Raw genomic sequence first — 26,896 nt, 5'->3', positions numbered from 1 at the left:
GTGCGGCGCATAAACCGTCTAGAAAACCGGAATTCCCTGAATGGTCATGTCCTTCAGTTTAAACTCCAACAAGACATGCTCGCTCGGAAATACCCCGATGGCAGGGCTGTAAAAATCCAAAGAAAGGCCTTTGTCCGTGGCGCTAATCAACGGGCGTCCGTCGACTGTGCGGGGGAACACGAGCGCGAAATAGCCAGTAAGACCCACGTTGCGCACTTGGATTGGAGGATGCTTGCCGGTTGACGTGATGAGGAATGTGTCTTGCGGCCAAAGTGCGCTTGGACGGTTTTGCCAATACGCAGCCAGGGATTGTTCATAGGCGGGGGCGGTGGTTGAGTATTCGACCCGTATTTCGATACGGTCTGAAAACGTATCTTTCAAGAGAGAAGTCGCATTTGACTCAGTCTCCTGGCGCTGCGGTGCGTCGAGATTCTTATATTGCTTGCTTAACCGAGCTTTCTGTACGGCGGCCTGCCGAATCGGCGTTGCGGACCAGATTTGTGCCGCATAGGTGATTTGCGGAGTCTCTTCACGGCCTGGTACGGCTGCAGCTTGCGCCGACGATTGGATGTACACGCGGGTAAAGGTCATGCTTCGGGTCCACGGCGAATCCTGAAGCAAGCGCAGGCACTCTTTAAGCGACCATTGGTCGAAATTCTTTTTGACCCAAAAATCCTGAGCTGCAATCCAGGAAGGATGAAGAACCAGCAGAAGAATGATTGTCCAGCGTCGTAGCATGGAGCGCTCCCTATCAAGGAAGACACGTTTGTTCAATTCAGTGTGAATTCAATATACTTCCTCTTATCCCGGAATGGAATCCTTTACGCAAGCTCGACCGGGAGTGTCCCTGCAATCGCCGCCACTGCACGCGCCATGCCAAAATGCCGCATGATCTCAGCCGTTTTGGCATACAATGCAAACGCGTCAGAGTCGACATTTGGTGGTCGGCACTTCGCATTTCTTATAAGATCAAAAGCGAGAAGACAGAGAGGCCAAAGCCGGGTCTGCGAAGGACGGCTGATCAAGGGGCAGCCTATTCGGACGATCCTTCGCTTCGAACACTGAGCCGACCACCAGCAGCCGCGAAGTGCGCGACGCGAGAAACGGGTGTCGGTGCTGTTGAAGCGCGAGCCCGTGTCATGGAGGTAGTAATCCTGTTTGTGGAGTATTGCCATGCGATGCTTTCGATTTCTTCTGGTGTTTGTAGGCATGGTCGCGCTGGCCGTAGGTCTCAACACCGCTGCACCGCCGCACTCTCCCGCAGCTTCCGCTGCCGCGCCGCGGAGTTGGGCCGCCGACAACGGCAATGGCACCTATTCCAATCCCCTGTTCTATGAGGAATTCGAGGATCCCGATGTCATCCGCGTCGGTGAGGATTACTATCTCGCCGGCACCACCATGCATATGAATCCCGCTCTTATCGTCCTGCACTCGAAAGACCTCGTGAACTGGGAACTCGCAAGCTACTGCATGGATCGCCTCGACTTCGGTCCCGCCTTCCGCCTCGAAGGCGGGACCGTATACGGGAGGGGCATCTGGGCGCCATGCATCCGCTACCACGACGGCATGTTCTACGTTTTTTCCAACGTCAATGGTGTCGGCTGCCAGGTTTACCGCTCCAAGTCCCCCAACGGTCCCTGGGTACGGAACCAACTCCCCGGCATGCATGACTTGTCCGTTCTCTTCGACGACGACGGCAAAATCTACGCTATCTACGGCGCTAGCCGCCCGACAATTGTCGAACTCAACAAGGACATCACGGAGGTCGTCGCCAATACCAACCGCCAGATGAACGCCCAGGGCATGGGCGAAGGACATCATCTTTACAGGATTAACGGCAAATACTTCGACGTGTCCGCCATCCCCGGCGCCCATACCGACCAGGTCGTCGCGCGCGCCGATTCGATCGACGGCCCCTGGCAGGTCGAACGCATGGTCCAGAACGAGTCCCTGGGCGTCCCCACGCAAAACGGCGTCCGCGGCGGCCGCGGGGCAAATCCGACCTTCACCATCACGACGAGCGATCCCAACGTCGGCGGCGGGCTCACGCTACATCAGGGCGGCATCGTCGATACTCCTTCGGGCGAATGGTGGAGCATCATCATGCAGGACCACGGCAGCATCGGCCGCATGGTCGCGCTGGTTCCGATCACCTGGGACAGCAACTTCCCGATCATCGGCCTGCCGGGCAATCTCCGCAAGGCACCCAATACCTGGATCAAGCCCAACACCGGCCGTACCCAGGATCGCAAGCCCTTGTTCGTGCGCAGCGACAATTTCGAATCGCCGAATCTCAACCCCGTCTGGCAATGGAACCACGTCCCCGACGACACCAGGTGGTCCCTCTCGGAAAAGCCAGGTGTTCTTCGCCTCCATTCTCTTCCCGCCGCCGACTTTTGGATGGCTCGCAACAGCCTGACCCAAAGGCCCCCCGGACCCGAATCCATTGCGACGGTCGGACTCGACGCCTCGGGCCTGGCGGCGGGAGACACCGCCGGCCTGGCGCTGCTGAATGCGCCCTACGCCTGGATCGGCCTCGTCAAATCCACTGAGGGCGTGATCTTCCGGACTGTCGACCAGACGAATCGCAAGACCACCGAAGCGCCTACGAAATCCACCCTCGTCTGGCTCCGTGTCGCGTGCGACTTCGACACCGAAAAAGCCGTTTTCAGTTGGAGCGCCAACGGCAAGGACTTCGCTCCGCTGGGCGACACTTTCACAATGGCATATCAGCTCACGACGTTTCAGGGCGTTCGGTTTTCGCTGTTCAACTTCAACACGTCGGGCCAGCCCGGCGGCTTTGCCGACTTCGACAACTTTAAGGTTGATGAGCCGCGAGCGTGGGGCATGGAACGTACGATTCCAATGGGCAAGACCATCACGCTGGCCAGCGGCGCTGACGGAAGCTTCCTGGCCGCCGATAATCAGAACATGTCGCTCGTCAATGTAGCAGCCGACGCACCGGGTGCGGCCGCCCGGAATATTCGATTCAAGGTCGTCGATTTGGGAAAAGGCCGCGCGGCACTGAAGGCCGGCAATGGCCGATTTGTCTCCGCCGCCGGCGAAAGCGTCGTATTGAAGGATCTCGCCGGAAAAGCACCTGGCGATGCGGAATCCTTCCAATGGATCAACCTGATGCGCGGCGACACTATGCTCATGTCCCTCACTAATCATCGCTACCTGGCCACCAAACCCAACAATCCCGGGCCGGTCACGGTTTCCGCCACCGGCCCGCGGCCGGACCGCAAGGACGGCGCGTGCTTCAAATGGAAGGAAGCTAAATAAAGCTATGACATATCCCTATCTGGAACCCGACCGACCCGTTGCTGAGCGCGTGAAGGATCTGCTCTCACGCATGACATTCGAAGAAAAGACGGCGCAGATGCATGCGCTCTGGTTGATCCTGTCCGAAGACGGCAGGCACCGGCCGCGCCAGGACGACTTCACGGGGGGGACGGACCCGGAAGCCGTGAAGAGAACGCTGGGCCACGGCCTGGGGCAGATTACCCGCCCGCTGGGCACTCACGGAGTCGATGTGCGCCGAGGCGTTCGCGCACTCAACTCTCTGCAAAAGTTCCTGCGGGAGGAAACCCGACTCGGCATCCCGGCACTTGCGCACGAGGAATGCCTGGTGGGACTGATGGCGCGCGGCGCGACGCTGTTTCCGTCGGCCCTTGCCTACAGTGCCACCTGGAATCCGGGCCTGATCGAGCGCACGGCGCAGGCGATCGGGCGTGAGGCCCGCAGCGTCGGCTGCCACCAGGGTCTCGCGCCGGTGTTCGACGTGTCGCGCGACGTCCGCTGGGGCCGCACCGAGGAAACGATGGGCGAGGACCCTTACCTGGTGGGCGTGTTGGGCACGCACTTCGTGCGCGGGCTGCAGGGCGAGAAGCGCGATCTGCTGGCCACGCTGAAGCACTACGCCGGCCATTCCTTCAGTGAGGGCGCGCGCAACCACGGACCCGTCCATCTGGGCTGGCGGGAGCTGAACGATGTTTTCCTGCTCCCGTTCGAGATGGCCGTAAAGCTGGCGCACGCCGGAGCGGTGATGCCGGCCTACCACGACCTTGACAACGAGCCCTGCCACGCCTCCCGCCACCTGTTGAGCGAGGTGCTGCGGGGCGAGTGGGGCTTCGATGGGCTGATCGTGGCCGATTACATCGGAGTGAGCCTTTTGTATCAGCACCACAACATCGCCAAGGATCCAGCCGAGGCGGCCGCGATTGCCTTTAGCGCGGGGCTGGACATCGAGCTGCCCGCGGACGACTGCGCCTCCCACCTGGGCGAAGCTGTGGGGCGAGGCCTGATCTCGATGGAAACGATCGACGAGATCGTGAGGCGCATTCTGACCGAAAAGATGCGCATGGGGCTGTTCGAGAAGCCATACGTGGACGAGAGTGCGATCGCGCTGCAAACGCCGGATGCCGTCGAACTTGCCCGCGAGGTGGCGCGGCAATCCGTCGTTATCCTGGAAAACCGGGGCGTGTTGCCACTGGATTTGCAGGGGAGCCAGCGCATTGCCGTGATCGGCCCCACCGCGAACGATCCGCTCGCGCTGCTCTGTGGATATAGCTTCCCGGCTCACCTGATCCTGACCGAGGCAGGTGAGTCCGCCAGCCAGGTTGTGACCCCCAAGGCCGCGCTGGAGGAGGCCTTCGGAGCTGAGAGGATTAGCTACGCAAAGGGCTGCCACATCATCGAAGAGCGCAAGTACGGCTCGCCGGTATTCCCGGGTGACGTTGAGAAGAGCACCACGCTCATGCAAACCTCGCAGGTTTCCCGACGTGTGGATCTCATCCCGCCCGCAGTGGAGTGCGCCAAGGCAGCGGACGTCGCTGTGGTGTGTGTCGGAGATTTATCGGGTCTCTTCAATACCGGCACGGTTGGCGAGGGATCAGACGCCGATTCGCTCGACCTGCCGGGCGTCCAGCAGCAGCTGCTCGATGCTGTGGTCGCCACTGGGAAGCCGGTCGTCGTTGTGCTGACAAGCGGCCGCCCATACAACCTGGGAGGGCTGGAGGACAAGGTCGCGGCGTTTGTGATGGCCTTTGCGGGCGGCCAGGAAGGCGGAACCGCCCTCGTCGATGTATTGACTGGAAAGGTTGAGCCGTCCGGCCGGCTTACCGTTTCGGTGCCGAAAAACGTCGGCGCACTCCCATACTACTACAATCACAAAATGAAGAGCGCAGGCACGCCTATCGCGCTGCACTTTGGCAGCCGCTACCCCTTTGGGCACGGCCTTGCCTATACGCAGTTCGAGTTTGCCGACCTGATGTTGGACGCGAACGAGGTGGATGCACACTCCGGCGAGATCCGGCTGCGGTTCACCGTCCGCAACATCGGGTCCCGCGCCGGGGTAGCCGTGCCGCAGCTCTATGTGCGGGACCTGCTTGCTTCCGTGGTGCGGCCGGTGAAGGAGCTCAAGGCCTTCGGCCGGGTGGAACTGCCGGCGGGCCATTCAGCGCGAGTCACGTTCCGGGCGCCATCCGATATGCTGTGCTTCACTGGCATGGAAGGTCGGCGCATCGTGGAGCCGGGCGAGTTCGAGCTCCAGGTCGGAACCTCCAGCGCCGACATCCGCCTCCGCGCCACAGTCAACGTAACGGGAACGGTCCACACGCTCGGCCGAGAGTGGCGGATGGAAAGTCGCTGCGAAGTCGAGAGCTGATCCACGTGGACCGCAAATCGGCAACCGCAAATGGAAAGGCGGGGCGTACCCGGTATGACCTCGAGCGACCTGGTCGTCGGCTCGGACAGCAGTACCACGGCCTGCAAGGCTATCATAGTGGACATCCATGGAAACATCGTGTCTACCGGACGGGCCGACCTGCCTATCGAAAAGCCCCGCGCTTCCTGGCACGAGCAGCCGGCGGATTCCTAGTGGCGGTCCGCGTGTCGGGCTCTGCGTGAGGCCGCTTCATGGATCGACCGCTTTCTTGAGTCATTCGCATCTCAGTGCCGCGATCGGGTCCACGCGCATGGCTCGCCGCGCCGGCAGCCAGCATGCAGCCAGCGCTGTGGCGACGATCACAGCGGGCGCAAGGGTAAAGGCGACAGGGTCCAGCGGGCTGACTTCGAACAGCATGCTGCTGAAGGCGCGGCCGATGCCGAGCGCAAGCAGCACACCCAGCGCGATGCCTCCACACGTCGTCACGAGACCTTCGCGCAAGATCATGCGCAGGACTTCTGCCGGCGCAGCGCCGAGCGCCCTTCGGATTCCGATCTCGCGTGTGCGCCGCGCCACCGCGTATGCCATGACTCCGTAGATGCCTATGACGGCAAGGGTCAACGCCAGGCCGGCAAACAGGGATACCATGCCGGCGCCGGAACGCACGATCCAGAGTTGCGGGTTCGTATCGACGTGCTCGCCGAATGTTCTCACGGTAAGTACGGGCACGCCGGGCGCGGCGGAGCGGATCTCGCGGCGCAAGAGATCAAACAGAGTCGCGTCGTCGGCGCGCGCATCAGCCCTGGCGCGCACCTGGAAGAAAACGTCGCTGTGAATCCCCTGCGCGAAGGGCACGAAGATCTGGCCGCCGATTTCCGACTGGAATAGTTCCCAGCGCGTGGCGGGAACGATCCCCACGATCTCCATCGATGGGGAATCCTGCGGGCTTCTTGGGACGTCGTTACTCCGGCCCATGGTGCCGCCTCCTCCGCCGGCTGCCGTGGGAGTGCCCGTTTCTGCCCACTGGATGCGCCGGCCGAGCGCGTCACCTTCGGGCCAGAGCTTTTTCGCAAGTACCTCATCGACGATGGCCACGGGCGGGGAACCGGCAATTTCAGCCTCGTTTTTCGTGAACGCGCGGCCGCGCAACATCGGCAACCCCATCGCCCTGAAGAAATCGGCGCCCACGCTGCTCCAGCGGACGTTGAAGGCGAGTCCTTCTGCCGCGGTGGCGGGGTGATAATCGGGAGCAGCTGTCACCCCTGCGCGTTGCACGGGACGGTTGATGGTGAGCATGCCGAAGGGCACCGTGGAAGCGATGCTGGCCGACTGCACTCCAGGCAGCGATGCGAGACGCTCGTTCGCGTCGCGGTAGAGCTGCAAGGTTCGGGTCTGGTCGTAGCCGACGAGGCTCGTGTCAGCCTCGACGAGCACCGTGTCGGCCGTTTGGAAGCCGGTTTCCACGTTTCCGGCCTTCAGCGCCCCGCGAATGAACAGTCCTGCTGCGGTGAGCAGCCCGAGCGACAACGCGATCTGCACCACCACGAGCGGATGGCGCGGCAACCAGCGGTGCCGGCGCCGAGCAAGATCCTCGCCCGCCTGTTCTTTCAGGTCGGCGACGAGATCGGCTCGGGTCAGCTTGACCGCCGGCCCCAGGGCGAAGAACAGCGTCGCCAGCGCGCAAAAGCCCAGCGTGGCCGTGATCGCAGCGACATTAGTGCCGGCGGTGAGCGTCATGGGTACCGGTATATGAGCACTGAGCGACGCGGCTGACCAATCGGAACACAAGAGACTGATCAGAAATCCGCCGACACCACCCCCGAGAGAAAGCACAAGTCCTTCGGTCAGAAGTTGCCGGATGATCCGGCCGCGGCCGCCGCCGATCGCCAGGCGAATGGAGATCTCCTTGCGCCTCGCCAAGCCTCGTGCGAGCAGCACGCTCGCAAGGTTCAGGCAGGCGATGAACAACACGGCAGCGCCCAGCGAAAACAGCATGATGCCAGCCACAGTGAGTTCGCGCTCGTCCGTGGGGAAAAAGCTGGTTCGCGACCTCGGTAGAGGACGGATCAGAAAATCCTGGTCCTTTTGCTCGACGGGCATGGCCTTTTCGAGATTGGCGGCAATGGTGTGGATTGCAGCTTGGCCGGACGCCATGCTGACTCCGGATCTGAGCCGCCCCACAACGAAGAGTCCGTAGAGTTCGCGGCGTGCCAGGTTGTTCTTTGCCTGCGCTGGGGGACCGTTCGTCAGCAAATCGTAATCGCCGAGCGGGAAATACAGCTCCGGTCCGAAGAGCATCATTGTCCCGGTGAAATGCTCCGGCGCGATGCCTACCACTGTAAAAGGTCGCTCATTGACCCGAATGGTCTTGCCGATGATTTGAGGGTCGAAGCCGGTGTGCTTCCAGTACAAGTAGCTGACGATCACAACAGGTACAGCACTCCCGGGTATTTCCTCCTCCGGGAGAAAACTGCGGCCCTGCGCCAGAGGCACTTCGAGTGTGCGGAAGTAGTTGGAGCTGATCGCAGCAGCGAATGCGCGACGTGAACCTACTCCCTCTCCAAGGCCGACCATCAGGGTGTTGTGACTCAAGACGTCCGAAAAAACAGCGCGAACAGCGCTGGCATTACGGATGTCGGCATAAGTCGTGTGCGAAAACAGGCGAAACTTCTCGGGATGCTTCTTGTCCTGCGAGTAAAACTGGACCACCTGCTTTTCGTGCGGGTAAGGCCGGGGACTGAAAACGACCTCGCGCACAATGTCGAAGACGGCGGTATTGGCGCCTATGCCGAGCCCGAGGGTGATCACAGCCACTGCGGTGAAGCCGGGCGACTTGGCCAGCGTGCGAACGGCGAAACGCAGGTCGCGAGCGAAGTCCTCCACGAAGCGCCCCACCCGTATCTCCCGAACCTTCTCCTTCACTTGCTCGACACCTCCAATTTCGATCAGCGCGTGGCGACGGGCCTCGGAATGCGAAAGCCCGTCTTTCATCTTCTCCTCTGTCAACAGTTCCGCCGCCGATTGCAGCTCTTCGTCCAGTGCTCGCTCGACGGTGCTTTTGCGGAAGAGGTTCCGGAACAAGCTAACGATTAGACCTGGCATGACACCTCCGTACTGCTTAGGTGGGTTCCACGGCCAGCATTCTCCTTTGCATGGTGTGTCCCATTTAAACTCAGGCGGACCCAACGGCAGTCGCCATAATCTTGACCACCTGGTTCCAATCCCGCTCTTCGACCTTGAGCTGTGCGCGCCCGGACGATGTCAGCCGGTAGTACTTGGCCCGTCGATTGTTCTCCGATGAGCGCCACTCGGCCTCCACCCAGCCCTTCTCCTCCATGCGGTGCAGCGAAGGGAAAAGCGAGCCGAAACTCACCTGAAAGGCTCCTTTGGTGAGTTGCGTGATGCGCCGGGAGATGCCGACACCGTGCAAGGGTTCCAAAGCGAGCGCTTTCAGGACCAACAGATCAAGAGTTCCACGCAGAAGATCGGTTTTTCTTGCGCCCATAGATTTCTCTTATCGGAATACGATAGAAGAAGCCAAAAGGTTCGAAGGAATTTCGATAGGGTGAGCCAGCCTGGGGCGGTTGTAGGAAATATCCTTCGAGCCATAGGACCTCCTTGTCCCCAACGGGGACGATGATACGCCGGGAAAGTCCCGATCTCAAGATTGGAGCACCCGGAAGAATCACGCTTGCCCAGTCACCCGGTGGACTATTTCATGTAGCCTTGTTCTTTGCTCTCTCGACAAGCCGAAGTGAGCCAGGATGCCGAACGAATTGCTGCCGATGCCCGCCGTAAGGATACGTACGGGCCACCGCTTCTGGCAGATCTGAGACAGATCGGTAATCCCCGTCTCCGCCCTGGCTGCTACCAGAACATAACTCGGGTCCTGAATATTCGCAATCAGGCGCAGATTCGTCCTCGGCTTATCCTTCGCGTACACTCCGGTTCCCCGGTAAGCGGCTCGCAGGAACTGGACCAACACCGCCTAATAAAAACGAGATGAAATAAGGTACCTGTCTTAGTGCAACCGATGACTTGCTCGCACAATGGGATCGGCGATATTGTTACGTTGCGAGCGTGGCGAGGAGAAGGGAGGAGCATGGCACACAAACAACTCACCAAAGACCCGACAAAGCTGAGATCGCGCCGCTGGTTCGACAACCCGGACAACCCCGGCATGACGGCGCTGTACCTGGAGCGTTATATGAACTATGGATTGACGCGTGAGGAGCTGCAGGCGGGCAAACCGATCATCGGGATCGCGCAATCGGGCTCGGACCTCACTCCGTGCAATCGTCACCACCTCAAGCTGGCCGAGCGTGTGCGTGAAGGCATCCGCGAGGCGGGCGGCATCGCCTTCGAGTTTCCGGTGCATCCGATCCAGGAGACGGGCAAGCGGCCCACTGCCTCTCTCGACCGCAACCTCGCCTATTTGGGGCTGGTCGAGATCTTGTACGGCTACTTTATCGACGGCGTGGTTCTGACTACGGGCTGCGACAAGACCACACCATCTCAGCTGATGGCTGCGGCGACGGTGGACATTCCCGCCATCGTGCTGTCGGGTGGGCCAATGCTGAACGGCTGGTTCCGCGGAGAACGGGCCGGCTCCGGCACCATCATCTGGAAGGCGCGCCAGATGCTGGCGGCGGGCGAGATCGACCGCGAGCAGTTCATGGACATGGTTGCCTCGTCAGCGCCCTCGCCCGGCCATTGCAACACGATGGGCACAGCCTTGACTATGAACTCGCTGGCCGAAGCGCTCGGCATGTCGCTGCCCGGCTGCGCCGCGATCCCGGCGCCGAATAAGGGGCGCGCCCAGATGGCCTACGAAACCGGCAGGCGCATCGTCGAGATGGTATGGGAGGATCTGCGCCCATCGAAGATCATGACGCGCGCGGCGTTCGAAAACGCCATCGTGGTGAACTCCGCAATCGGCGGCTCGACCAACGCACCCATACACATCAATGCGATCGCGCGTCACATCGGTATCAAGCTCGACAATGACGACTGGGAGAGGATCGGCTACAACATCCCGCTGCTGGTCAACCTGCAGCCAGCGGGCGAGTACCTGGGCGAGGAGTTCTATCGGGCGGGTGGCGTGCCTGCCGTGGTCAACGAGCTGCTCAAAGCCGGCAAGATCCGCAAGAATGCGCTCACTGTCAACGGCAGGACACTGGCTGAGAACTGCCGGTGCACCGGGATCCTGGACGAAAAGGTGATCTGCCCGTACAAGCGTCCGCTCAAGGAAAAAGCCGGCTTCCTGAACCTGAAAGGCAACCTGTTCGACAGCGCCATCATGAAGACAAGCGTGATCTCCGAGCAGTTCCGGAGCCGCTATCTGTCAGACCCGAAGGACCCCAACGCCTTCGAGGGCCGTGCGATCGTATTCGACGGACCGGAGGACTACCACAACCGCATCGACGACCCCACGCTCAAGATCGACGAGACCTGTTTGCTCTTCATCCGCGGGGCCGGGCCAAAGGGCTATCCCGGATCCGCAGAAGTGGTGAACATGCAGCCGCCGGCAAGCCTGATCAGACAGGGCATTACCGAGCTTCCGTGTATCGGCGACGGGCGGCAATCGGGTACCTCTCGCTCGCCTTCCATTTTGAACGCATCCCCGGAAGCGGCGACCGGCGGGGGGCTGGCAATCCTGAAGACCGGCGACCGCGTGCGCATCGACCTTAACAAGCGCACTGCCAATATCCTCGTCGGCAAAGCCGAGTATGCGCGCCGCCAGGCGGCTCTGAAGCGACGGGGCGGATACAAGACTCCGGAAAACCAAACACCGTGGCAGGAGATCCAGCGCAGCATGGTCGATGAGCTCTCGCACGGTATGGTTCTCAAGCCGGCCGTCAACTACCAGCGGATCGCGCGCACCAAAGGCATTCCGCGGGATAACCACTAGATGAGCATCACGGGACCAGCACTGTCGGATAACTTGGACACCCGCTACAGGTCATTCGCATCGAAGGGCGGCCATCGGGACAACGCGCGCCGCCCGGCGCGCGGGCATATGCGCGGCAACGGCGGCAACTATGATCATGAGGACCATCGCAATCAGGTGTAGATGCGTCCAAAAAAGGGGATCCAGGAGCACTGTTCAGATGTAAAATGCTGCCTGCGTGGGCCACGGGCCCCGAAGCCCAGAGGCAAAAGTCCGCATTGTAACGGCGAATCTAAAAGTCGGCGGACCGCAGAGTTGAGCAGATTTCACTGCGGCGCTGACAGAATCACTTTTCGTGAGATCGAATCATGAAGATTTCCAGACGGGAGTTTGTGGCGACAAGCCTGGTAAGTGCTGCTGGCTTCTATGTTGATGGTTACACGACAAACAGTCAAGCAGCCGAACCGCATGCGCAGCTATTGGATGAAGACGGCTATAGGCTCTGGCTACGATATATGCCGCCGGGTAACGCTGCCAAGAACTATGGCAACATCGCGCGGCAAATTCGCGTGGAAGGCACTTCGCCCACGAGTGGAATTATCCGCGATGAATTGCGTACAGCCACGACGACCATGTTGGGCGCGGCGGTTCCGCTCAACGAAAGCGAATTGCAGACCGGCGCGGTCATCGTCGGCACAGCGGAGAATTCGGCACTTATCCGCGATTTGAACTGGACCGCCGACCTGCTTGCCATGGGTGACGAAGGCTTCCTCATCCGCTCCGCTACGAACGCAAAACATCGGGTGACGGTGATCGCCTCCAACCGCGAAATCGGTGCGCTGTATGGTGTATTTCATTTCCTGCGGTTGATGCAAACCAGCCAGCCAATCGACCGGCTTGACATTGCCGAACGGCCGGCGCTCCAGCTTCGGCTGATGAACCACTGGGACAATCCCGACGGCACGATTGAACGCGGCTATGCCGGGCGCTCGATATGGGATTGGAATGCACTGCCGGGAAAACGGAGTCCGCGCTACGCCGATTACGCGCGCGCTTGCGCCTCCATCGGCATCAACGGCGCGGTCATCAACAACGTCAATGCCGACGTGCGCGTGCTTGCGCCGGAATCGCTCCGCAAGATCGCCGCGCTCGCGGACGTGTGGAGGCCTTACGGCGTTCGGATGTATTTGTCGGCCAACTTCTCCGCGCCTGTGAAGCTGGGACGCTTGGCGACAGCCGATCCGCTGGACCGGAGCGTGATTGATTGGTGGAAGGCCAAGGCAGATGAGATTTACGGTCTCATTCCGGACTTTGGCGGTTTTCTCGTCAAGGCGAATTCCGAGGGACAACCTGGCCCAAAAACTTATGGCCGCACGCATGCCGAGGGGGCAAACGTGCTGGCGGATGCTCTCGCTCCGCACAAGGGCATCGTCATGTGGCGGGCGTTTGTTTATGACGAGGACATTGATCCGGACCGCGCCAAGCGCGCCTACATTGAATTCACGCGGCTTGACGGACAATTCCGCCCCAACGTCGTTGTGCAGGTGAAGAACGGTCCGGTGGATTTTCAGCCGCGCGAGCCGTTTCACCCGTTGTTCGGCGCAATGAAGCAGACTCCCGTCATCGCGGAAATTCAGGCCACGCAGGAATATCTCGGCCAGGCAAAACATCTCGTCTATCTCGGCACGATGTGGGAGGAGTTTCTGAACTCAGACACACACGCGAAGGGTAGCGGCTCTACCGTCGCCAGAGTCTTGGCGGGCAAAGTTCATACGAGTCGCATCACGGGAATGGTCTCCGTGACGAATCCCGGATTGGACACGAATTGGTGCGGGCATCATTTCTCGCAGTCGAACTGGTATGCGTTCGGCCGCCTCGCGTGGAATCCCGAGATGTCCACCGAGAAAATCGCCGACGAATGGACGCGCATGACCTTCAACAACGACGACAAAACCGTGGTGGTCATTCGTGATGTGATGATGGGCTCGCGCGAAACATTCGTGGACTACACAATGCCGCTGGGGCTCCATCACCTGATCGGCGGCGACCATTACGCGCCAATGCCCTGGAACGATCGTGCGCCGAGGGCCGATTGGACAGCGACTTATTACCATCAGGCCTCCGCGGACGGCATCGGCTACGACCGGACCAAACGCGGCGGCCGCGCGGTCGAGCAATACTTTCCGCCGGTGTGTGACAGCTTCGATGCCCTCAGGCGTTGCCCCGAAAAATATCTTCTCTGGTTCCATCGTTGCGCGTGGGATTACCGGATGAAGTCGGGGAAGACATTGTGGGAGGAACTTTGCGGAAAGTATCAGCAAGGGGTGGAACAGGTCGCTGCGGTGCAGAAAACGTGGCAATCGCTCGACGGCAAAATTGATGCGCGTCGGCATCGGGAAGTCGCCGAGCGCCTGGCGATTCAAGTCGCGGATGCCGCAAAATGGCGCGACCAGATCTTGGAATATTTCGGGCGCTTCAGCAAGCGTCCTATTCCGCGCTCAAGCTGATCCGCAGAACGGCGCTTTGCCTTCTCATCTACGACGATTCCGGGTTTCCACTGCCTGACGATTTCCACGTCCTCCAGGGCTTTCGCGGTGAGGGTCGGAATGTCCACAAAGCCAACGCGGTTGTACAGGTGCGGCTGCTTTCCCGGTGGCAAGAAGTCACGTCCCTTTTCTTAAGCGAGCGAACCCCACTGGATGACGGTGTAGGAGCGAGCGGGGACTTGGAGCACCGTTTTCCCCGCGCCGGTCTTACCTGGCTCAAACGCCTGGGGCGTCACATTCTCCGGTTTTTCCAAGCTGTTCGACGCCTTCAAATTTGTCCCCGTCAATACCTGCGAGAACAGGATGCGCTGCGGCGCCCCCTCCCGCCAAACGATTTCCACGTCGCGCGGCTTGGTCAAATCTCGATTCAAGATGAAGAGGCTCACCGGGCCTCCCTTGTCAATCGTTGCCGACGCGTCGATGTACGGTACCGGAGCGATGCCCTGCACATCGTATGTTGGCGAATCCACCGCGAGGTCGAGGACATCGCCGCGCGCGCACTGCAGGGCCCACGCGTACGGGTAGTAAATCGTTTGGAGAAAGAGTCCGTCCGGGCCAGTTGTGATCGGTGCGATCACGTTCACGAGCTGCGCCAGGCATGCGATCCTCACGCGCTGGGTGGAGCGCATCAACGAGTTTAGGAATCCGCCGACCAGCAGTGCGTCTTCCAGGCTGTAAGGTTCTTCGAGCAGCTTCGGCGCCAGTTTGCGTTGGCCATCTCCTCCGCGAGCGCGATACCACACGTTCCATTCGTCGAACGACAGCCAGAGTTTCTTGCGGGAGCGTTTGCGCGCGCGTACGTAGTCACAGACCCCGGTCACCTCTGCAATCTGGCTCTCCATTTCCAGATTGAAGGTCAAAAACTTAGCCGTGTCGCCGGCAGCGCCGGTTTCCTCGGCGTCGTTGCGGTAGTAGCAGTGGAGGGAAATCCCGTCTACCAGTTCATAGCATTCTTCGAGCATCTCCCGGTCCCACTCGAGGTAGGTCGACATCAGTGGGCCGCTCGATCCGCAGGCAACCAGCTGGACGGACGGATCGACCATGCGCATTTGATTGGCGCAATCGCGTGCCTTCAAGCCGTATTCGCGCGCGGGCATATGGCCAATCTGCCAGCCGCCGTCCATTTCATTGCCAAGGCACCACCACTTGACGTTGTGGGGCTTCTCGATGCCATGCTGGCGCCGCAGCTCGCTCCACTTCGTCCCTTTCTCCTGGTTGCAGTACTCCACGAGCGCGGCGGCCATATCGGCGGTGCCGGTTCCCAGGTTCAATCCCAACAGCGGTTCGGCATTGACGGCTCGGCACCATTGCATAAATTCGTTCGTCCCGAACTGGTTCGGCTCGATGGTGTTCCATGCCCTGTCCAAGACGGTAGGACGCTTGTCTTTCGGTCCGACGCCGTCGAGCCAGTTGTAGCCCGAAACGAAATTGCCTCCGGGATAGCGGATGATTGGGACGTGCAGTTTTTTCACTTCTTCCAGCACGTCCTTCCGGAAGCCGGTCGCCAGGTCGGACAACTTCGAGCCGGGTTCGTAAATTCCGCCGTACACCGAGCGGCCGAGGTGCTCGACAAAAGATCCGAATATCTTCCGATCGAGAGGCGCGATTTTCTGCGCGGGATCGACATATATCCGAGTCACCGATGTTTCCGTTTGCGCCGAGGCGAGTCTGCCAAACAAGCGGCCGGCGGCTAATGCGGCGCCCGCAACAGAAGCGTGTTTCAAGAAGTACCGTCTTGTTCGCATGGAACTGCGTCCTCCTTGGATAAGAAATTGATGAATGCAGCGGCGATTCTAGCACTTCTTCGGTTGGTTAGAATCGTGAAATTGGATGTGGCTCGGCGCAAGCCATTGGTGTGCGAAAAACGCAGCCAGTCCTCTCTCGGCGCACTGAAGGTATTGAAATCAGCAATGAGAGAGGCCCGGACATGTACCGATTTCTGATGCGATTGGGGCTTCTTTCATCGGGCGAGGATTTTCGCCGCCCAGTCTGTACTTGCTACGGCTTCATTTCCGGGGAATGCCGGCAGCTTGATGACACCGCGGTCGTCAGTGATGAGTTCGATGGTTTCGCCCCATCTGCCGGTCCGAGGATCGAACCAGGTGAAACGATAATGGGTGTTTGGTTTCCAGCCCGAGGTGAACGGCTGTTTTGTCCGGTTTTCGAAGTAGAAGAAACCCAAGTCGCGTGAGGGTGTACGCATCAGGAACGACCAGCCGTCCAATCCCTGTTCTGAGCTGCCGGTGGCCTTGCGTGGTTCCAGGGAATCAGAGGCGAGCTCGAGATCGCGGTAGCGGGTTCCTTCTGAGAGCATGAAGTCGCCCAGCCCTCGCATGTATTCGGCCGAACGGTAGCGCAGCGCCTCCCAGAAATAGGGCCGCCCCCCGCGTGGTTCCGAGGCACTCGTAACGTCATAAGCGCCCGTCCCGTGGACGTGACCGGCCAACCCACCCGAAAGTACACACCCGTACATCTGGGCTCGTGAGAAGTAGTTATCCCGATCTGAACCGGGTTCCGCCTGCTCTCCGTTTACCACATTGTTCCCGTGCACCCATCCCGTATAGTGCGGTTCCAGGTCGGCGGTCGGCATCGCCGGAGAAAGCTGAAACTGCCGCTCCATATCGGTATAGATCCCATGATCACGAGGCTTATTGCCGGTGCTGTGCATGGTGATCCACGAGGCTTTCTCGCCCGTGCCGAATGTCGTATCGGTGGCGTGATCGATCAGGGAAGTGACCGGCTGGCCGAACGGCATCGGTCCGAATTTCTTATAGTGATAATTCAACGCCCGATTGAATTCATCGGCGGTGAGGCTGAGGTTGGGCAGGTAGATATCGAAGTGGATCTTACTGAAGATCAGGTTGTAGGCACCATAGCGCGCGACCATGTACTCGACGAACCGCGAAAACGACTCGTCGAAATTGTAATAGGCCTTCCACGGCGGGGCGACGTCGCGGCGGACGGTCTCAAGCATGGCGATGAATCCCTGTTCGTTCAGCAGTTGCATCTTGCGGTCGAGGCTCCGGAAGAATTGAGGTACGATCCGGTCATAATCCGGCAGCCCCTCCCGGTCGGGAAGGATCTCGAAGGGACGGTAGCCCCGCTCGTCGTGCATGGATTTCGCCGTGGGCTTATCGCCCGGCACCATCACGCCAAATTCCTCCCAGGCATTACGATAGAAAATGCCTTTCTTGTCTGCATAGGTGTTCGGGTACTGATCTGATGCCCAGGTCGGAAAGGCTGCGATCATGCTTACCGAGTTGAATCCCTGTCGCTTCCGCCATGCCACTGCCTGCTGGAAGGTGACGCCGGGCGCCGCTTCGTAAGCCGGCTCCACGGGTGCGTCCGTCAGCGGCAGACGCCAGGTGGCCGCGCCGAGCCAGGTGTCGCCGAGCAGGAAAAAAGGAGTGCCGTCCGAATATTGCAGGGCGTGGCCGTTGGAGGTTGGGCGCAGGAATCCGCGGCGGTTGGGATTCGCTCGCTTCTCCTCATCTGTCCAGTCATGCGCAGTGAAACGGCCCCTCTTGCCGTTCAGGCCCATGTCAGTCGGCTGGTTGGAGCCGCTGATCCAACTCCACGTCCCGGGAGCCGTTGAGACGATTCTCACCCGATACAAGTCCCCTCCATCCCAGAAACCGTACACACGCTTTGCGAAACCGGGGCCGGTAAACTCCACCCAGGTCTCCACATCAATATAGGGATTTGCATAGGACTTTGAGGCGTGCAATTCAATTTCGTGCAGTTCCCAGATGTGTATGTTCGATTCGGCCGGTGAGATCGATTCACAGCAGAATAGTAGCCAGACCCCCACGGCTCCAACCACCCAAGTAGCCAGCCGCGCCCATTTGAATGGAGCCTCCTCATCATTGTTTTGCGGCATGATTTGCGGCAAAGAACCAGACAGTGACATGAAGGATACTTTGACATTTTCCATCTTTTTAAGTAATGCCGCCGGCTTGAACGTTGCCATTACACTCTCCTTCTTGGATTTCTGATCAGATACAGACAATCTTAATCACAAGTAGAGGATTGGGATACGAGCATTTGATTAATCGAATTTGTTCAGATCGTAGAGTGACAATCCAGGCCCACATCATTTCGCCGCTCCTGTGATTTCAGCAAGCAGAGCGAAAAATCCCTTTTTTCGTTCCGAACTGATGCCCCAGTTCACGGGAATCGATTGATTTCCCTCGTTGTAGCCTTCTCCTTGGAACCGGTAATCAAAGTAGCCCCATGAGGCATACTCGCTGATTGCGGCGGCAAAGTTGTTTTCGGCCTTGTCAAAGTCGAAGTGATCGTCTTCGTTGAAGATGATCGGCTTGGGCATATACCCTGCGATTGCGCGCGTCTGTCGCACCATTTCAGCGATACGCTTCGGATCCTTTACACCGTTGCCATGCAACAGAATGAAATCCGCCACATTGACGATGTCCTCGCCTGGCAATATGTTTCCCCCATAAGACACGCTGGCGAGAAGGTGTCTGTTGTCGTACGTCTGATTCTTCACGCGGCTTACCAGTTCGTGAACCCGGGCAGGTTTCAAGATTGCATGATCATAACTGACGTCACATTCGTTGTTGATCTCAACCAGCACGTTACGCCAACCGCCCTTCAGCAGCCAGAGATTTGCATTGTCCACGGCTTTGATGACCGCGGCCTCGTCGGTGAGACGTTCGTCCTGGCCGAAATAGAAATATCCGACGATCACGACCATCCCGAGTCTGTCGGCCTGATCGAGGATCTTTTTCATGCGCTCCTGATAGGCTGGGCGCATGGCACCATCGGGCTCAAAGGCGGTGTTGAACCAGGGTTGTCCTTTAGAATATCCTTCCGGCGATCCTCCCTGAAAATTGACGGTGACGGCCAGCAACCCATGCTTGCGCCACAAGGGCATGGCTGCGACAAACTCATCGACGTTGCGTTGCGGGTCCCATTTTCCCGTGTCTGGATATGACCATCTGCCTGCGGTCTGAGGATTAAGGTCATCGAAAATACCCTGAACCATCCGGGAATTCATGAGCAATCCCTCGATTCGAAAGCCTCTCCATTGCCGCCCCTCATACGTAGGTTTTCCGTTGATAAAGAACTGCTCCCTGCGAATACTCACCGTCGTCTGCCCTGGGTTGGGCGTTCTTGCCCAATTTTCCTGCCGTACAGAGGCGAAAACCAAAGTACAAGATAAGCCCACAAGAACAATACGGGTTTTCATTTATCCCTCCACCGAGCCGCCGAATAATAACTGGTACTGCAGTATGCGCTAGAGCACGGCCAAGCGCCAAGCCAGACCCCTAAGCTACCTCTTGCGAACGGTGGCCGCGCCGCATTACACTTGACGCCAAATATCACGGAAAAACGAGGTCTCTTATGCGTTTGATCAACTCCATTCGTAGCCTCTGTGTCGTTCTGACTTCCCTGTTCCTGCTCCTGGCGGCAGCCGGCAGCATCCGCGCCGGCCAGGCAGACGCCGCCGCGTCCGGAGGAACCGAGGTGTTCAAGCCGATCCGCATAAACTTCGGGGCCTTCGAGCCTTACATCGACCCCCGCGGCAACGTCTGGGCCCCCGATACGGGCATAGAAGACGGCAACACCATCGATCGAGGTGACCTTCCGATCGCCAGTACTGACATGGCCCCCATTTATCGAACGGAACACTACAGCATGACCCGCTTTACCCAGGCCCTCCCCAACGGCGATTACACGGTTAAACTCCACTTCGCCGAAACCTTCGACGGTATCGCGGACAAGGGCCAGCGCGTCTTCTCCGTCAAGGTTCAGGACAAGGAACTGAAGGATATTGATATCTTCGCCGAGGTCGGCTTCGGCAAGGCCCTGGTCAAGACCTTCGACGTCAGCGTAACTAACGGTAAGTTGACCGTCATCTTCACCCCCAATATCGAAAACCCGGAAATCAACGGGATTGAGATTTTACCGGCACGTAAGTAGCTTCATCCGGCCGTCAGGATTCAATGCAGGCTTTGGCCGGAATACTTCGGCTCACGCGCCGTTGCCTGCTGGATCATCGCAGGCCGAATCGCCGGCCGCCCGACTGACACTGGAACAGGCAGCAAATGCAGCCAACCTGGCGGAGTGAGCGTCTCATGAACGCAACAATTTCCTTGCCGGCTGCGGCAGGTCAATTTAGAAATGTCAGAGATGCCCAAAGCCATGCGAAGTGAAGTGCCTTGAAAGATAGAATGATGGTGGGACCATGAAAAAAGACCATTTATTTTCTGTTTTCCTTCTGCTGATGTTTCCGGCGCTGCTGCAAGCAGCGAAAACGCTGGAGATCTACGTCATAGATACCGAGGGGGGGAAATCGCTGCTGATCGTTTCTCCTGCAGGCCGGAGCATGCTGGTGGACACGGGATTTCCCGGAAACAACGATCGCGATACAAACCGGATCGTGGAAGCCGTCCGGGCCGCCGGCGTCAAGAAACTCGATTTTCTGGTCGTGACCCATTATGACTTGGATCACGTCAACAATGTGCCCGCGACGGTTGCGAAGATCCCGGTAGCCACTTTTATCGATCACGGCCCGCCGATTGTGGGAGATCCAAACACCGCCAAGGCCGTCGCCGCCTACCTCGATGTCGCAGCCAGGGCCAAACGGATCATTGTGAAACCGGGCGACAGAATCCCGTTCCAAGGTGTGGATGTGCTGGTTGTGACCTCGGCAACGCAAGTAATCAAAAGTGCAGTGAAGGGCGGAGGCGCGGTAAATCCTGTCTGCCAGAGCTCGCCTGCGAAACCGGCCAACGACAGGGTGGACAAAGCGGAAAACGCGGCATCTGTCGGCCTCCTGTACACGTTCGGGAAATTCCGCATGCTCGACCTTGCTGACCTGGTCTGGAACAAGGAAATCGAGCTGATGTGCCCGATAAATCCAATCGGAACGGTGGACCTGCTGATGGTCAGCCATCACGGCAACGATCTCTCCAATTCGCCTGCCCTGATCCACGCCGTGCGTCCGAGAGTGACCATCATGAACAACGGCGCGCGGAAAACCGGCGCGCCGGTTGTTCTTAAAACCGTCAAATCTTCGCCGGGACTGGCGGCTGCCTATCAGCTTCATTGGTCCGAGAACGCGCCCGAGGACAACCCGCCCGACGAGTGGATCGCCAACCTGCGAGACTCTCCGGACGGAAAATGGATCAAGGTATCGGTGGAAAAGAGCGGAACGTTTACCGTAACGAACGGTCGGACCGGAGTCTCCAGAACCTTCAAAAAACGAGCGCCGGCGAATTGAATTCCAAAAACCTCAAAAGATCTGTGAAATCCGTGGAATCCGTGGCGTTATTGCTTTTCAACCGGATCCGTTCAACAGTACCGAAAAAAACGCCACGGATTTCACGGATTCAGTATCAGCAATATCGGAATCCGGGCTGAAACGCTCCTTTCCGAAGTGATCATGAGCCTGTCTGATACGGCCAGCGTTGTGCGCGGGCGAGGTGGCTGTTGGCCTCGTCATCGTTCTTGAATCTCTCCCTCACGGGATCCCAATACAGCTTGCGAGGCAGTTTCATTGCGATGTGACCGAGAAGGCACGTCGTGCAGCCCCGGTGACCGACCTCGACCGGGCAAATTGTCGCCTGTCGGGTTCGTATGCACTCCAGCCAATTGAGGTGGTGGTCGGCGCTCCGGTACAGGTGAATCTCGTCAGGGCCGATCGGCGACTTCAGGATCCTCGGATCGCTGGCAGAAAGTGCCTGCCCATTGGCAGCGTTGCTTTTGGGGTCGCTGGGGGTGACCTTATACTCGCCGCGGGTCACGAAGATCCACCCATCCGAGCCCTCAAAGCGGATGCCGTTCGGATAGCTGCCGTTGATCAGCATGGTCACACCGGTTGCATAGTGCGCTTCCACCTGAAAGTCCCCGTGAACATCCCATAAACCACTCCTGGGGAATTCGGCTGTAGCCTTGATTTCGATAGGCCCTGAATACTCCGTGTCCATGCCCCAATGCGCGATGTCCACGTGATGGTGGCCCCAGCCGGTGATCATGCCGGCGCCGAACTGTTCGCAACGCAGCCAGCCGGGACGGTCGTATCCCTTCTGCGGATGTACGCGGTTTTCGGTGTAATAGACGTAGGGGGTCGATCCCAGCCACATTTCATAGTTCAGGTTTTTGGGAATGGGCATTTCAGGCTCGACTTTGCCCGCGGGGTCACCCGGCAAGCCAATCTTGACCGTGTGGAGCTTGCCGATCCTGCCGTTGCGCACCAGCTCGCACGCGATCCGGAACTGCTCCCAGGACCGCTGCTGGGTGCCCATCTGGAAAATCCTGCCCGTGTGCATGATAGCATCGCTCATGGCGCGGCCTTCGGCGATCGTAAGCGAAGTCGGCTTCTCGAGGTATACATCTTTGCCGGCCTGCGCCGCTTCGATGGCGGGCTTGGCGTGCCAGTGGTCTGGAGTGCAGATGACGATCGCATCCAACTCTTTGTTCTGAATCATCTCGCGATAGTCCGGGTAGGCGCGGACGCTTAGCGAAATTCCCTTCTTCGCGTACTGCTCCTCAAGGAACTGCTTGCCCTCGGCGAGCCGGTCGGTGTCGAGATCGCACACCGCGGTGATGCGCGCCATCTTGTCGTGCTTCAGGATGCCAGGCATGTCGTGGGTGCGTCCGATCCGGCCCGAGCCGATGACCCCGACATTGATAAGGCGGCTCGGCGCCCCGGAGCCGAAAACCGAAGACGGGACGATAGTGGGAAAACCGACAGTCAAAAGGAACGAAGCGCCCAGACCTTTGCCCGCGGCTTTCATAAACTCCCGGCGCGGCAGACTTTGTCTGTCCATCATTGCCTTATCCCCCTGATGCCGACAGCGGTCGAGAACTGCGGTCAACTACAGCTTGAGATTAAACTGCCGGGCGTTTTTCTGCGCTTTGAGCACGAGCTCCATGGCAAGGAAGCAGTGTTCCTGCAGCATGGCGGTCTCCGTCCTGTTAAAAACATCCCCGACCAGTTGCTCGCCGTACGGCAATTGTTGATCTGTGCAATCTATATAGCGTGTTCCCTTGTTGTCCACGAGAAAGAGATGGCTTTCGCCGGGCCGCCCCGCGATGTCCACGTTTTTGCGCACTTCGATGAAGCCCTCGGTGCCGAGAACCGTCAGCCGTCCATCACCCCATGTCGAGAGCCCGTCAGGCGTGAACCAATCGACACGGATGTAGCCCGTGCCGCCGTCCCCGCGTAACACTAGGTCGCCAAAGTCCTCGAATGCCGGATACTGAGGATGGTGCACGTTGCCAACCTGAGAAAAAGCCACCTCGGCTTTCTTTGAACCCGTAAAGAACAGGAATTGATCGGCCTGATGCGAGGCAATATCGCAAAGGATCCCGCCGAAGCGTTGCCGGTCGAAGAACCAAGGCGGACGTTGGCTGAGACTGATGCGGTGCGGCCCCAACCCCACGGTCTGCACAACAGGGCCGATGGCGCCGGCTTTGACCAGTTCCCCTGCTCGGACTGTTGCCCGGTTTTCAAACCGCTCACTGTACATAATGGAGAAGATCCGGCGCGTTTGCGCCTGCACGCGCCGGACTTCGGCAAGCTGCTCGAGGGTGGTCATCCCCGGCTTGTCCGCCATGTAGTCCTTCCCATGCTGCATTACGCGGATTCCCAACGGCGCCCGCTGGTCCGGGATGATGGAACTGAGCACGAGATGGATGCCGCGATCCTCGAGTATTTCGCTCTCGCTGCGGGCCGGCTTCGCCTGCGGAAAGCGCTTGCCGAAATCAGCGGCGAGGTCCGGCTCCTGAGCATAAAAGGAGACAAATTCTCCGCCCCCACGTACTACTGCTGTCACCTGGCTGTTGATGTGAGCATGGTTGACGCCGATGACGGCAAAGTGGATCCTGGGTGAAACGCCCTTGTTTTGCCTTTCCGGCACGCCGGCAACCCGCCCCGCTGGGCGGGAAGTGGAAGCCGCTGCTGGCTGCCTCGTCATAATGGCGAGGCCCGTAATTGCCTGCATGAACTCGCGCCGATCGGTCTCGTTTTTTGCCATATGCCGACCTCCTTCGGATGTATGCGCCATGCCCCGGAAAGGAGCCCCGGGCGGGGTGTAAGATGTTTGATTCCCATCACTTTGTGTCGCCCGTTCGGGTCCCTTGAGGGCTCGTTTCCAGGGCCACCCTCCCCCCGGGCTTACTCCGGGGCTATAACCCTGCAATCCCTTCGGGGCTTGGACGGTGTCTCACGACACTGATTAGAGACTTTTTATATACACCTTCCATTTCCGTTCACAACAGTTTTCAGATCGCGGAAGGGATCGTGAGGCTGATCTCGCCGGCAATCTGACTCTGTCGCCCCTCATCCATTCGTAACCTCCAGCTCGCAGACTCCCGCCGCCTATCACGCAAGGGCGTTTCCCACCCGGTTGAGCTTCTGCGCCAGCCGACGCTCTCGCAAATGGATGCCGACATGTAGAAGTAGATATCGATTCGAGAAAGCGTCAAGCTGCTGTTGCGGATTGAATTTCTCAATGCGTTCAATTACCAGGTGCTGGCAGGCCCGGACATGGTCCGACTGGCTCTGGCTTCGGCAAGATCACGAGCTATTAGAACATTCCGCTCATGATCCAGTTTCAGATGTGTAAAACCTGCTGAGTCCCGGAGGGCATCTCGGCCCTTCCAATGGCATTTCACGGGGTCGGGTGCGACGAGCTACTTCAGCAGTAACGGGTACGCCCCCGGCGATTGCGCCACCTCGTCACTCCAGTTGAGGAGCTTGCGGATGTCCGCAGGGAGCGGCTTCCTCGTTCCCGGAAGGGCCTGCAGCAGCTCGTAGCGGCCCAATTCCGGGCTGCGGAAGATCGAGCGGGGCGTTCGGTCGAACTGCTGACCCAGGGCCTCGAATGCGGGCACGAGCTTGCGGAATTCGTCGAGCGATCCGAGCGTGGAGACGCAGCTGTCCGAAGCCGCGGGGCTCCATAGGATAAGAGGCTGCGCGTCCGTCGCCGTCGCGCGCACGTAGACATTGCCGTCAATCTCCTTTGCCTGTGGGCGCGGGAGCTTCGCGCACAGCGACCTCGGCTGTTCGAATCGCAGCATCGGCCCGCGATACGCGTCGCTCGCGACCAGCAGATTGTTCACGAACACATGGCCTTCGCGCTGGTCCACGTCCGGACCGGTGGCGGGATGCCAGCCGAAATGGTCGCCCGTTGCGCTCCGCTCATTGCGCTCGAAAGACGCCGGCGTATCCACGAACGTGTTGTTGTACACGCGCGCGTCGGCGGAGTTCAACACCCGGACACCCTTGTTGCAGCGGACGAAGACATTGCCCGCGACGGTCACGCCGCGTGAGATCTCGAAGAAGAAGCCGTCGATCGCCCCCTCGATCCGGTTGTTCACGAATACGCCGTCGCGGTTGCCGACGTCATACCAGATGCCGTTCGAGTAAGGTTGCTCGATCACCAGGTTGTCGCGGCAGGTGACGCGGTGCGACTGGTTGAAGATCTTGACCGCTGCCGGGTAGTAGCCGGTGAGCTGCTCGATGTTGTTCCGCCGGATGATGTTCCTCTCCAGGAGGACGTCGGACGACCCGATGACGTAGATCCCTTCCGTGCTCGTATCGCTGACCAGGCAGTTCCGAACGATGAGGCCGTCCCCTCGGAAGTAGCCGGCCACGCGCGAGCAGTAAGTGATCGTCACGTTTTCGAGCACCGTGCCCACCACCTCCTTGCCGTACGTGGCAGGATCGGATGGGCCCACGGGTTCGTCAGTAGGCTCGTCTGCAACCGTGAAGTGTTTTTTGCCCTCCACCTCCAGCGCGCGGTAGGCGTATTGCGTGAACGTGATGCCGCGGATAACCGGGCCCTTGCGATCCGATGTCTTTCCGTGAGCCGGAGCACTCGTTCGAACCAGCGCGCTATCGAATGCGGTGATCTCCACCAGCTTGTTGGTGGGATCGACGCCGATGTACACCTGGGCGTTCTGGTAGTCGATGTAGAACGAGTGCGCGTCGAGTTCTCCTTCCCAACCTGCCGACCTCAGCAGTTCACCATCCACGAACACCATGTCGTTGTTGAACCGGTGCAGAGGCGTCCGCATGCCCTCGCGGTCGCGCTGCCACCAGCCAAGGGGCGCGGCCGGGAACAGCCGTGCCCACGAAGTCCTCCAGACGTTGTTGCGCAGCGCCACCCACGTCGTCGCCACTTGCGTGCCTTTCAGGATGGGCCGTTCGTCAGAGTATGGCTGCAGCGTGATGCCCTGGTTGAGAATCAGGCCGCCCGTGCGGTAGACACCCCCGCGCATTATGATTGCATCGCCGGTGACGACTCGCTCGATGGCTGCCTCCAGCATTGTCGGCTGCTCCAGCGTCGTACCGGGGGCGTCGCCCTTTGCGTCGGGCGCGACGAAATAGACGTGCGCCGCTTTCGGGATCTCATAGCGCCGGTGAACCGGACCGTAGGGTCCGCCGGAGGGCTGCGCGTATCCGGTTGCGGCAGCTATCAGAGGAAAAAAGAAAAAGAGAAAGTGATGAAACCATCGCGCCTTACCGTAATAAAGCCGCATTTTGTGTCCTTGGTAAACGGTGAATGGCACATCGCCGAGAAGCCAGCAGACACTATACACCCCCAGCTGCGTGCATTTCACGCGGAGACCGCCGGAGCGCCACAGTGCAGAAACGGATTTCGGTTCAATCCTGCGCTGAGATTTGCAGTAGAATGGTTCCCGAAATCCTGAAACAGGCTTATAATTGCGCCTCTCCTGTCGTTTCCGGATCATGACGCCATATTGATCCGTCAGATGAGTGCTTGCCTCCCGGGAAGACCGCCGGAGCCGGCGATTCAA

General features: G+C 59.4%; 17 protein-coding genes. 7 read left to right on the top strand and 10 right to left on the bottom strand.

Annotation, left to right across the window (positions count from 1 at the left end; translation table 11 throughout):
- Nucleotides 1–18: 18 nt before the first annotated feature.
- Entirely contained in the window at nt 19–738 is a 720-nt protein-coding gene (locus tag LAP85_04540) for a hypothetical protein (protein MBZ5495647.1), read from the bottom strand.
- 435 nt (nt 739–1,173) lie between these two features.
- Between LAP85_04540 and LAP85_04535 the strand changes: the two genes are divergently transcribed.
- Genes LAP85_04535 through LAP85_04525 form a run of 3 tightly spaced genes read left to right on the top strand, consistent with a single transcriptional unit; the run spans nt 1,174 to nt 5,881 of the window.
- On the top strand, nt 1,174–3,285 hold the full coding sequence (locus LAP85_04535; protein MBZ5495646.1) for a glycoside hydrolase 43 family protein: 2,112 nt from the start codon (nt 1,174–1,176) through the stop codon (nt 3,283–3,285).
- Nucleotides 3,286–3,289: 4 nt separating this feature from the next.
- Nucleotides 3,290–5,668 carry a glycoside hydrolase family 3 C-terminal domain-containing protein gene (locus LAP85_04530; protein MBZ5495645.1) on the top strand — a complete coding sequence of 793 codons (2,379 nt, stop codon included), beginning with the start codon at nt 3,290–3,292 and terminating at the stop codon, nt 5,666–5,668.
- Between the two features lie 54 nt (nt 5,669–5,722).
- Nucleotides 5,723–5,881, top strand: a complete 159-nt coding sequence (locus LAP85_04525) for a hypothetical protein (GenBank protein ID MBZ5495644.1) — start codon at nt 5,723–5,725, stop codon at nt 5,879–5,881.
- 60 nt (nt 5,882–5,941) lie between these two features.
- On the opposite strand, the gene LAP85_04520 is transcribed toward LAP85_04525, so the two are convergent.
- The 3 genes from LAP85_04520 to LAP85_04510 form a co-directional block, all read right to left on the bottom strand.
- Nucleotides 5,942–8,770, bottom strand: coding sequence for an ABC transporter permease (locus LAP85_04520; protein MBZ5495643.1), 2,829 nt, complete (start codon nt 8,768–8,770; stop codon nt 5,942–5,944).
- Nucleotides 8,771–8,840: 70 nt separating this feature from the next.
- Complete coding sequence (locus tag LAP85_04515; GenBank protein MBZ5495642.1) at nt 8,841–9,173, bottom strand: PadR family transcriptional regulator; 333 nt, start codon at nt 9,171–9,173, stop codon at nt 8,841–8,843.
- Nucleotides 9,174–9,353: 180 nt separating this feature from the next.
- A complete protein-coding gene (locus tag LAP85_04510) occupies nt 9,354–9,611 on the bottom strand; it encodes a hypothetical protein (GenBank protein MBZ5495641.1) in 258 nt (85 codons plus the stop codon).
- Nucleotides 9,612–9,770: 159 nt separating this feature from the next.
- On the opposite strand from LAP85_04510, the gene LAP85_04505 reads away from it, so the two are divergent.
- The gene (locus LAP85_04505; protein ID MBZ5495640.1) at nt 9,771–11,579 is read left to right on the top strand and encodes a dihydroxy-acid dehydratase family protein; all 1,809 of its coding nucleotides are present in this window, start codon (nt 9,771–9,773) and stop codon (nt 11,577–11,579) included.
- A gap of 347 nt (nt 11,580–11,926) precedes the next feature.
- A complete protein-coding gene (locus LAP85_04500) occupies nt 11,927–14,065 on the top strand; it encodes an alpha-glucuronidase (GenBank protein MBZ5495639.1) in 2,139 nt (712 codons plus the stop codon).
- A gap of 170 nt (nt 14,066–14,235) precedes the next feature.
- On the opposite strand, the gene LAP85_04495 is transcribed toward LAP85_04500, so the two are convergent.
- The 3 genes from LAP85_04495 to LAP85_04485 all read right to left on the bottom strand — a co-directional run bounded on the left by LAP85_04495 (nt 14,236) and on the right by LAP85_04485 (nt 19,274).
- Complete coding sequence (locus LAP85_04495) at nt 14,236–15,849, bottom strand: alpha-N-arabinofuranosidase (protein ID MBZ5495638.1); 1,614 nt, start codon at nt 15,847–15,849, stop codon at nt 14,236–14,238.
- A gap of 215 nt (nt 15,850–16,064) precedes the next feature.
- The gene (locus LAP85_04490; protein ID MBZ5495637.1) at nt 16,065–18,074 is read right to left on the bottom strand and encodes a DUF4038 domain-containing protein; all 2,010 of its coding nucleotides are present in this window, start codon (nt 18,072–18,074) and stop codon (nt 16,065–16,067) included.
- A gap of 123 nt (nt 18,075–18,197) precedes the next feature.
- Nucleotides 18,198–19,274 (bottom strand): hypothetical protein, encoded by a 1,077-nt coding sequence (locus LAP85_04485; protein MBZ5495636.1) that lies wholly within the window; start codon nt 19,272–19,274, stop codon nt 18,198–18,200.
- A gap of 194 nt (nt 19,275–19,468) precedes the next feature.
- On the opposite strand from LAP85_04485, the gene LAP85_04480 reads away from it, so the two are divergent.
- On the top strand, nt 19,469–20,047 hold the full coding sequence (locus tag LAP85_04480; GenBank protein ID MBZ5495635.1) for a malectin: 579 nt from the start codon (nt 19,469–19,471) through the stop codon (nt 20,045–20,047).
- Between the two features lie 265 nt (nt 20,048–20,312).
- Complete coding sequence (locus LAP85_04475) at nt 20,313–21,350, top strand: MBL fold metallo-hydrolase (GenBank protein MBZ5495634.1); 1,038 nt, start codon at nt 20,313–20,315, stop codon at nt 21,348–21,350.
- Nucleotides 21,351–21,510: 160 nt separating this feature from the next.
- Here the strand turns inward: LAP85_04475 and LAP85_04470 are convergent, their stop codons facing one another.
- The 3 genes from LAP85_04470 to LAP85_04460 form a co-directional block, all read right to left on the bottom strand.
- Nucleotides 21,511–22,902, bottom strand: a complete 1,392-nt coding sequence (locus LAP85_04470; protein MBZ5495633.1) for a Gfo/Idh/MocA family oxidoreductase — start codon at nt 22,900–22,902, stop codon at nt 21,511–21,513.
- A gap of 45 nt (nt 22,903–22,947) precedes the next feature.
- Nucleotides 22,948–24,108 carry a Gfo/Idh/MocA family oxidoreductase gene (locus tag LAP85_04465; protein ID MBZ5495632.1) on the bottom strand — a complete coding sequence of 387 codons (1,161 nt, stop codon included), beginning with the start codon at nt 24,106–24,108 and terminating at the stop codon, nt 22,948–22,950.
- 658 nt (nt 24,109–24,766) lie between these two features.
- Entirely contained in the window at nt 24,767–26,617 is a 1,851-nt protein-coding gene (locus LAP85_04460) for a right-handed parallel beta-helix repeat-containing protein (protein MBZ5495631.1), read from the bottom strand.
- Nucleotides 26,618–26,896 lie beyond the last annotated feature (279 nt).

It is taken from the genome of Terriglobia bacterium, assembly GCA_020072565.1.
In the GTDB taxonomy this organism is placed as follows: domain Bacteria; phylum Acidobacteriota; class UBA6911; order UBA6911; family UBA6911; genus JAFNAG01.
This window is presented reverse-complemented; position numbering and strand designations above follow the sequence as displayed.